The sequence below is a fragment of the Lysobacter tyrosinilyticus genome (assembly GCF_054779815.1).
Map to the genome: position 1 here is coordinate 1,474,417 of NZ_BAAGXN010000001.1, position 10,643 is coordinate 1,485,059.

A 10,643-nucleotide genomic window follows, 5' to 3' on the forward strand; every position below is an offset into this window, starting at 1 on the left:
CCCACGAAAAGGATTTTGGAATGAACAAGCACGACACGTGCCACGATGACGCTTTGTCCAGTGATTCCGGTGCACAGCGGACCGCTCAAGATTCCGCATCGCAATCGTCTCCTTCGCAGCTGTCTCCTGCGCTGCAACGGGAGCTCGATTTCTGGTGCGAGCATCTGGCTGGCGCACCGACGCTGGTCGCCCTGCCGACAGATCGCCCGCGGCCCTCGGTACGGGACGATGCACGCGGATCGCTGCCGGTCGCGTTCGATCGCGAACTGACGGCGTCGCTGAAGGCGCTTTCCCGGCGCCATGGCACACCGCTTCCGGTCACGCTTCTGGCTGCCTGGGCGGCGCTCGTGGCGCGCCTGTCCATGCAGGACGAGGTGGTCATCGGCGCGGTGTCCGCAAGTCTTTCCGACGCCGGGATCGCGGCGGGAGCATCCGACAATCTGCTCGCGCTACGACTGGACCTGCACGAATGGCCAAGCCCTGCGCAGTTGCTGGCGCAGGCGGCCGTGCGCGCGTCTCGGGCGCAGGCACATGCGGACGTGCCTTTCGCTCGCGTGGTGGAAGCGCTCGCGCCGGCCCACATGCCGGCATGCATGCCCATCTGCCAGCTGGCTTTCGTGTGGCGAGGTACCGCGTCCGCCGATCATGCGGGGTTCGACCTGTGTCTGTCGCTGGAGGAAGTGGAGGGCCAGATCATCGGCACCCTCGGCTTCGCGCCGTCGCTGTACGAGCTCTCGACGATGCAGCGGCATGTGGGCTATCTGGAAGCGTTGCTGCGCGGCATGACCGCCGACGACGCCCGGCCGATCGATGCGATCGACCTGGTCGACGAGCGCGAGCGTCGATTGCAGTTGGTGGACTGGAACGAGACGCGCTGCGAAGCTCCGCACGCAGTCGGCATCCATGCGTTGTTCGAAGCGCAGGTCGACCGGGCGCCCGAGGCCGTGGCGCTCGCGTTTGCCGATGGCGTGATGCACTACGGCGCACTCGATGCGCAGGCCAATCGACTTGCGCACCGGCTGCGCGCACTGGGCGTGGGGCCGGATGCGCGCGTCGCCATCTGCATGCCCAGTGGCGCCGAGCGCGTGATTGCGATGCTGGCGACATGGAAGGCCGGTGGTGCGTATGTGCCGCTGGATCCGGCCTATCCGGCCGAGCGACTGTCCTATCTGTTGCATGACAGCGCCCCGGTCGTGCTGCTGACCCACGGCATTGCGCCGTCCGTGCGTGCCACCTTGCAGGCAGGGCTGACGCCGCAGAAGACACTGCTGGACGTGCAGGTCGAACGCGAGGCAATCGCGGCCCTCCCGTCCGCCCGGCTCGTGCAGGACGACATCGGTCTGGCACCGCATCATCTGGCTTACGTCATCTACACGTCCGGCTCGACGGGGCATCCCAAGGGCGTGATGGTGGAACATCGCGGCGCGGTCAACCTGGCTGCGGCGCAGCGGCACGCCTTCGAGGTAGATGCGGACAGTCGCGTCCTGCAATGCGCGTCCTTCAGCTTCGATGCCTGCGTCTTCGAGACGATGATGGCCCTGTGCAACGGTGGCTCGCTGCATCTGCCGCCGGCGGAAGCCGTCGTAGCGGGCCCCATCCTTCGCGATCTGCTTCTCGAACATCGCATCACTCATGCGACGCTGACGCCGTCCGTACTGGCCGGGATCGACGAGCCGGCGTGCATGGCGAGCGTACGCACGCTGGTAGTGGCAGGCGAGGCGTGTCCGCCAGCACTGGTGGAGCGTTGGGCGCCTGGGCGCTCTTTCATCAACGCGTATGGCCCGACCGAGACGACCGTATGGGCGACCTGGCATCCGTGCCGGGCGCCGATGTCGGGTCGCCCGCCGATCGGGCGGCCGATCGCCAATGCGCGCGTGTACGTGCTCGATGCCGCCCGCCAGCCGGTGCCGATCGGCACGGTGGGGGAGCTTTGGATCGGCGGTGCCGGACTGGCGCGCGGCTACCTCGACCGGCCGGAACTGACGCACGAGCGTTTCGTGCCGGATCCCTTCGCCGCTGCGGATGGAGCTCGCATGTACCGGACCGGCGATCTCGTGCGCTGGCTCGCCGACGGCACGCTCGACTACGTCGGCCGCAACGATGAACAGGTGAAGCTACGCGGGCTGCGTATCGAACTCGGCGAGATCGAAGCACGGTTGGCGACACAACCGGGGATCCGCGAGGTGGCGGTCCGCGTGCGCGAGGACGTGCCGGGCGACAAGCGTCTGGTCGCCTACGTGGTGGCCGCTGCCGACGCCGTCGATCCGCAGGCATTGCGCGAGGCAATGGCGCGCACGTTGCCCGAATACATGATCCCGTCGGCCTACATGACGCTGCCGGCACTGCCGCGGACGCCAAACGGGAAGCTGGATGTCCGCGCGTTGCCCGCTCCCACGAGCGAGGCGCTGGCGCAGCGCGCGTACGAGGCACCGCAGGGCGGACTCGAGGTTGCGCTGGCGGCGATCTGGCAGGGATTGCTTCGCGTCGACACCGTTGGCCGGAACGATCATTTCTTCGCGCTGGGCGGACATTCGTTGCTGGCCATGCAGATGGCGGCGCGCGTGCAACAGCAACTGGGCATGCCGGCCACGGTGTCGATCGTGTTCGCACGGCCTGTGCTTCGCGATCTCGCTGCCGCACTGGCCGAACGGCCGGCCTCCAATCTGCCTCCGGCGCTGGTGCCGGTTTCCCGCGACAGGCAACTGCCGCTGTCGTTCGCGCAACAGCGGTTGTGGTTCATCGCCCGCATGGGCGCGCGGGCCAGTGCGGCCTACCATCTTTCCTGCGCCCTCGCTCTGCAGGGGCGCCTGGACGTGGCCGCGTTGCAGGCCGCACTGGATCGCCTCCTGTTGCGCCACGAGGCGCTGCGGACGCGCTTCGTGCTGGTTGACGGCGTGCCGATGCAGTCCATCGACGGCACGGCGACCTTCGCCCTGCTGCAACAGACGATCGTCGATGACGAGACGTCTTCTCCCGATGCGGTCGCGCATTGGCAGGCGGCCGAGGCGGATGCGCCATTCGATCTAGAGCATGGCCCGCTGATCCGGGGACGCCTGTTGCGACGGAGCGAGCAGGACCACGTGCTGTTGATCACGATGCACCACATCGTGTCCGACGGTTGGTCCATGGATGTGCTGGCGCGCGAACTGGGCGCGCTCTATCGTGCTTACGCGATCGAGGGCGCGTCTGCCGACATCGATCCGTTGCCCGCGCTACCGGTGCAGTACGCGGATTACGCGGTGTGGCAGCGCGGCTGGCTGCCGGGTACGGTGCAGGCGCAGCAGTTGGCCTTCTGGCGCGAGCAGCTGTCTGATACGCCCGCGCTGGTCGCGTTGCCGACCGATCGTCCGCGTCCTGCGGTGCAGGACTATCGCGGCGCGCTGCTGCCGATCGAGTTCGACAGCACCCTGACGGCCGCGTTGAAAGCGCTCTCGCAGCGCCATGGCGCGACGTTGTACATGACCTTGCTGGCGGCCTGGAGCGCGGTGGTCGCGCGCCTGGCCGGGCAGGACGAGGTGGTGATCGGCACGCCCGTCGCCAACCGGGTCAGCGTCGAAGTGGAGCCGCTGATCGGGTTCTTCGTCAACACGCTCGCGTTGCGCCTTGACTTCGGCGACCGCCCCACCGTGACGCAGTTGCTGGCGCAGGTGCGCGAGCGGGCGTTGCAGGCCCAATCACATCAGGACGTACCGTTCGAGCAGGTGGTGGAAGCACTGAGGCCGGAGCGCACGCTGGCGTACACGCCGATCTTCCAGCTGGCCTTCGCCTGGCAGAACGCGCCACAGACCGCATTCGCGCTGGACGGCATCACCACGCGCGTCCTGCCGTCGCCTGCGACCGATGCCAAGTTCGACCTGACGCTCGAATTGCAGGAGTCCGGCGACCGGATCACGGGCACACTGTGCTTTGCGACGGCGTTGTACGACGCCTCGACGATGCGGCGGCATGTCGGCTACCTCGAGGCATTGCTGCGCGGCATGGTCCGCGACGATGGGCAGGCGGTGGACGCGATCGACCTGGTGGGCGATGCCGAGCGCCAGCTCGTGCTCAAGGCGTGGAACGACACGCAGCGCGCGTTCCCGCAGGCAGGCGACGTCCTCGCGCGCTTCGAGGCGCAGGCCGCGGCTTCGCCGGAGACACCGGCGATCAGGTTCGAAGGTAACGAGATCGGCTATGGCGCACTCAATGCGCAGGCCGAGCACCTGGCGCAACGGTTGCGCGCGCTGGGCGTGGCGCCCGAGACGCGGGTGGCGCTGCTGCTGCGGCGTGGTCCGGAGCTGGTGCAGGCGATGCTGGCGGTGCTGAAGGCCGGTGGTGCGTACGTGCCGCTGGACCCGGCCGCGCCGGCGGAACGCCTGCGCGACCTGCTGGGCGACAGTGCGCCGCGCGTGGTGCTGACGCAGTCCGGGTTGTCGGCGCAGGTCGACCTGTCGGGCGACTGGCAGGTGCTGGAACTGGATGCATTGCCGCCGCTGGTGGAGACGACGGCCGCGATCGCGCCGGTCGCGGACCCGAACCGGCTGGCCTACGTGATCTACACCTCTGGTTCGACGGGCAAGCCGAACGGGGTGATGGTGGAGCATCGCCATCTGGCGAACCTGGTCGGTTGGCACACGGAGACGTTCCCGCTGTCGCGGGGCGAGCGCACTTCGTCGACGGCGGGCGTGGCGTTCGACGCCTGCACCTGGGAGGTGTGGCCGGCGCTGTGCCAGGGCGCGACGTTGGCGTTGCCACCGTCGAGCACGGCCGGCGATCCGTCGGCGCTGCTGGACTGGTGGGAATCGCAGGACCTGCAGAGCAGCTTCCTGGTGACGGCGCTGGCGGATGCGGCGCTGGCGCGGGGGCAGTCGGGCCGCACGGGCCTGCGCACACTGCTGACCGGCGGCGATCGCCTGAACCGGCTGCCGACGCCGGACCTGCCGTTCGCGCTGGTGAACAACTATGGTCCGACGGAGACGACGGTGGTGGCGACGTCGGGCGTGATCACGCCCGAGGACACGGTGATCCACATCGGTCGACCGATCGCGAACACGCGGCTGTACCTGCTGGACCGCCACGGCCGGCCGGTGCCGGTGGGAGCGCCGGGCGAACTGCACATCGGCGGCGCGCAGGTGGCGCGCGGCTATCTCAATCGCCCGGAACTGACGGCGGCGCGCTTCCTGCCCGATCCGTTCTCGGAGGAGGCGGGTGCGCGGATGTACCGCACCGGCGACCTGGGTCGCTGGCGAGCGGACGGCACGATCGAATACCTGGGCCGCAACGATCAGCAGGTGAAGCTGCGCGGCCTGCGCATCGAGCTGGGTGAGATCGAGGCGCAGCTGTCGGCCCAGCCTGGGATCCGTGAAGCCGCGGTGATCGCGCGCGAGGACGAACCGGGCGAGGTGCGGCTGGTGGCGTACGTGGTGGCGCCGACGGGCGAGACGCCGGACCCGCAACGGCTGCGCGAAGGGCTGTCGCGCACGCTGCCGGAGTACATGCTGCCGGCGGCGTACGTGGCGCTGGAGCGGTTGCCGCTGACGCCGAACGGGAAGCTGGACCGTCGCGCGCTGCCAGAGCCGGAGGGCGCGGCGTACGCGCAGCGTGCGTACGAAGCACCGGAAGGACCGGTCGAAACCGCTTTGGCGGCGATCTGGCGCGAGCTGTTGCGCGTGGATCGGGTCGGGCGGCACGACAACTTCTTCGAGCTCGGCGGGCATTCGTTGCTCGCGGTGCAGATGATGGAGCGCCTGCGACAGGAAGGACTCGCCGCCGAGATCGCGGCGTTGTTCGCCAGTCCGACCCTGGCCGCATTCGCGCGATCGATCGAACGGGCCATACAGGAAGGTCGGCGCGATGTGGCGGTGCCGCCGAACGCCATCCCGATGGGCTGTGAGGCCATCACATCCGAGATGCTGCCTCTGGTTTCGCTTGACGCCGCGCAGATCGCACGGATCGTCGCCACGGTGCCTGGTGGTGCCGCCAACGTGCAGGACATCTATCCGCTGGCGCCACTGCAGGAAGGCGTCCTGTTCCATCACCTGCTGCAACCGGACGCCGACCCGTACCTGCTCTCGATCACGCTGGGCTTCCAGCAACGCGCGCAACTCGATCGGTTCGTCGACGCGTTGCAGCGGGTCGCCGACCGCCACGACGTGCTGCGTACCGCGGTGCTCTGGGAGGGGCTGGATGCGCCGGTGCAGGTCGTCTGGCGCGAGGCGCGGATCGATGTGCAGACGCTGTCGCTGGACGGCGATGACATCGCGGCCGAACTCGAGCGCGACGATGCCACGCGACGGCTCGACCTGCGGCGCGCGCCGTTGATGCGCGGCATCGTCGCGCATGACGAGCGCAATGATCGCTGGCTGCTGCGGCTGGTCCACCACCATCTGATGTTCGACCACACCGCGCTGGACATCCTGATGCGCGAGATCGGCATGATGCTGGGCGATCGTGCGGAGGCGTTGCCGGCACCGGTGCCGTTCCGCAATTTCGTCGCGCAGGCGCGCCTTGGCGTCAGCCCGCAGGAGCACGAGGTGTTCTTCGGCGGAATGCTGGGCGACATCGATGAGACGACGGCGCCATTCGGGTTGATGGAGGTGCACGGCAGCGGCGAGCACGCGCACGAGTCCGAACGGACGCTGCCGCCGGCCCTCTCGCAGCGATTGCGCAATCAGGCGCGCCGTCTCGGCGTGAGCACGGCGAGCCTGTTCCACTGGGCGTGGGCGCAGGTGCTGGCGAAGACGACCGGCCGCGACGACGTGGTGTTCGGCACGGTGCTGTTCGGCCGTCTGCAAGGCGGTGCGGGCGCGGAACGTGCGATGGGCCTGTTCATCAACACGCTGCCGGTTCGGGTGACGCTGGGCGAGACGGGGGTGCAGGACGGTGTGCGCCGGACGCACGCGATGCTGTCGGAACTGCTGGGCCATGAGCACGCCTCGCTGGCGCTGGCACAACGATGCAGCGCACTGCCGGCCAGCACGCCGTTGTTCACGACGCTGTTGAATTACCGCCATGGCGCCGGCGTCTCCGACATGTCGGCGTGGGCGCCGGGCACCGCGCTGGTGTCGGTGCGCGAGCGCTCCAGTTATCCGATTGACCTGTCGGTCGACGACTTCGGCGACGACTTCAAGTTGACCGCGCAGGCCGCGGAACCCGTCGACCCGCAGCGGATCTGCGGTTACATGCAGACCGTTCTGGCATCGATGGTTGATGCGCTGGAGTCCGCGCCGCAGACGCCGTCCTGGCGCATCGAGGCTCTCGATGCGGACGAGCGCCGCCTCGTGCTGGCGGGCGGCAACCCGGAATGTCACACCGGGGCGCACGCCGGCGATTGCATCCACGCGCTGTTCGAACGCCAGGTTGCGAAGACCCCGGACGCACCGGCACTCGAACAAGGTGATGTGCGCTTGTCCTATCGCGAGTTGAACGCGCGCGCCAACCAACTGGCGCATCACCTGCGCCAACTGGGTGTGAAGCCGGACACGAAAGTCGCGATTTGCCTGCCACGCAGCGTCGAGATGGTGGCGGCGGTGCTGGCGGTGCTGAAGGCCGGCGGCGCCTACGTGCCACTGGATCCCTCGTATCCGCAGGAACGCCTGGGTTACATGCTGCGCGACAGTGGACCGTGCGCACTGCTCACGCAGGATGGCGTGGATGTCGGATTCGCGGCCGATGCGGTACTGCCAGTGGTGCGGATGGACGATCCGTCGGCGCCCTGGGCATCGTCGCCGGACACCAATCCCGTGTCGGCCGATCTTGGCCTGGCATCGCATCACCTGGCTTACGTGATCTACACCTCCGGCTCGACCGGACAGCCCAAGGGAGTGGCGGTCGAACATGGCCCGCTGGCGCGGCGCATTCCGGCGTTGACCGAGCGCTACGGATTCCGGCGCACGGACCGCGTGTTGCAGTTCGCTTCGATCAACTTCGACGTCTCCATTGAGGAGATCATGGGCGCGCTGACCGTCGGCGCGACGCTCGTGCTGCGGACGCCGGAGTGGCAGACCGATGCCGCACGCTTCTGGCAGCTGTGTGCCGAGGCCCGGATCACGGTCGCGGAGCTGCCGACGAAGTTCTGGCAGTACGTCAGCGGCGATCCCGTGATCGCGATTCCTGACACCGTTCGCATCGTCGTCATCGGCAGCGAAGCGGTGGAACCGCAGGCGATCCGCGACTGGGCGGACCGCCCCGGACATCGGCCGCGACTGTTCAACGCCTATGGCCCGACCGAGGCCGTGATCACCGCGACGGTGCAGGAGGTCCTCTCGCGCGAGGACGTGCACATCGGCATGCCGGTGGGTGATCTCGCGATCTACCTGCTCGACGCGCGTGGCCAGCCGGTGCCGCTGGGCGTGCCCGGTGAAATCCACATCGCCGGCGCCGGACTGGCGCGCGGCTATCTCGATCGGCCGGAACTGACGCAAGAACGCTTTGTCGACGACCTGTTCGCGACAGCGCCTGGCGGACGCATGTACCGCACCGGCGACCTGGGGCGTTGGCGGCCCGCCGGCGCGCTCGAGTACCTGGGGCGCAACGACCGTCAGGTGAAGATCCGCGGTTTCCGCATCGAACTGGGCGAAATCGAGGCGCGCTTGTCCGTGCTGCCAGGCATTCGCGAAGCTGTCGTGCTGGCCCGTACGGATGCCCCGGGCGAACAGCGGCTGGTGGCGTATCTGGTGGACGCGCCCGGCACGGCGCACGATCCACAGGCACTGCGCGACGCGCTGGCGCAGACGCTGCCGGACTACATGGTGCCCGCGGCCTACGTGCGGCTGGAGGCGCTGCCCCTGTTGCCGAGTGGCAAGCTCGATCGCCGCTCCCTGCCGGCGCCGGACGACGAGGCCTTTGTGCAGCGAGCGTTCGAAGCGCCGCAGGGCCGGACGGAAACGATCCTGGCGCGGATCTGGACCGACTTGCTGCACGTCGAGCGCATCGGTCGCGACGACAATTTCTTCGAGCTCGGCGGCCACTCGCTGCTCGCCGTGCAGCTGATGGAACGCCTGCGGCGCGAAGGGCTTCACGCCGACATCCGCGTGCTCTTCGCGAAGCCGACGCTGGCCGTGCTGGCGCGGACCGTCGAAGCTGCCCAGCGTGCGGGCGAGCGAGGCGTGGTAGTGCCCGCCAACGGCATCCCGCCGGGATGCGAGGCGATTACGCCGGAGATGCTGCCGCTGGTGGACCTCGATGCGTCGCAGATCGCGCGCATCGTCGCCGCCGTGCCGGGCGGTGCCGCGAACATCCAGGACATCTATCCGCTGGCACCGCTGCAGGACGGCATCCTGTTCCACCACCTGCTGCAGACTCGCGGTGATCCGTACCTGCTGTCGACCCTGTTGTCGTTCGAGTCGCGGGCGGCACTGGACGATTTCGCGCAGGCCTTGCAGCAGGTCGCCGATCGCCACGACGTGTTGCGCACCGCGATTCTGTGGGACGGCTTGCCCGAGCCCGTGCAGGTGGTGTGGCGCAAGGCCTGCATGGAGCTGGAGACGATCGAGGTCGCCGACGGCGACGCTGCGGCGCGGCTGGCCGAGATCGCCGATCCGCGCGATGCGCGCATGGACGTGCGCCGGGCACCGCTGATGCGAGGCGTGGCCGCTTTCGACGCGCTTAGCCAGCGCTGGCTGCTGCTGCTGTTGCAGCACCATCTGGCGATGGACCACGTGGCGGTTGAGCTGATCTTCGAGGAGATCGGCCTGATCCGAACCGGTCGCGCGCACGCATTGCCGGCGCCGGTGCCATTCCGCAACTTCGTCGCGCAAACGCGCCTCGGCATGAGCGCGCAGGAGCACGAAGCGTTCTTCCGGCAGATGCTGGGTGACGTGGACGAGCCGACGGCTCCGTTCGGCATGCTGGAAGTGCACGGCGACGGCGACAACGTGCGCGAGGCGGAGCTGAAACTGTCGCGCGTGCTGTCGCAGCGCTTGCGTCACCAGGCGCGCACGCTGGGTGTGAGCACGGCCAGCCTGTTCCACTGGGCGTGGGCGCAGGTGCTGGCGAAGAGCGCGGGCCGCGACGATGTGGTGTTCGGCACGGTCCTGTTCGGGCGCCTGCAGGGCGGCGACGGCGCAGACCGGGCGGTCGGATTGTTCATGAACTCCCTGCCGATGCGCGTGCACCTGGGCGACATCGGCGTGCAGGAAGGCGTCCTGCGGACACACGCGGCGCTGTCGGGGCTGGTGCGGCACGAGCACGCGCCGCTGGCCTTGGCGCAACGTTGCAGCGCCTTGTCGACGAACACGCCGTTGTTCTCCTCGCTGCTGAACTACCGGCACACCACGCCGGCCGGCGACAACGTGCCGGATTGGGCGCAAGGCGTGGAACTGCTGTCGGTGCGCGAACGTACCAACTATTCCTTCACGCTGTCGGTGGACGACCTCGGCGAAGACTTCGAGCTGCGCGCGCAGATCGAGGAGCCGGTCGCGCCGGAACGCGTCTGCGCCTATCTGCGCCATGTGCTGGAACGCCTCGTCGATGCGCTGGAACATGCGCCGCGGACACCGTCCTGGCAGATCGACATGCTGGACGCCGCCGAGCGCGATTTCCTGTCGCAGGAGTGGAACGCGACGGATCGCGCGTACCCGACGACCTGCGTGCACACGCAGTTCTCGGCGCAGGCGGCCAGGACGCCGGAAGCGGTGGCGCTGCGGTTCGAGGACATCGAACTG

The 10,643-nt window shown here is 68.7% G+C and carries 1 protein-coding gene; it reads left to right on the forward strand.

Going from position 1 to position 10,643, the window contains the following annotated elements:
* Positions 1 to 20: 20 nt before the first annotated feature.
* On the forward strand, positions 21 to 10,643 hold a 10,623-nt coding region (locus ACYVGK_RS06365; RefSeq protein WP_460732403.1), incomplete at its 3' end, for an amino acid adenylation domain-containing protein.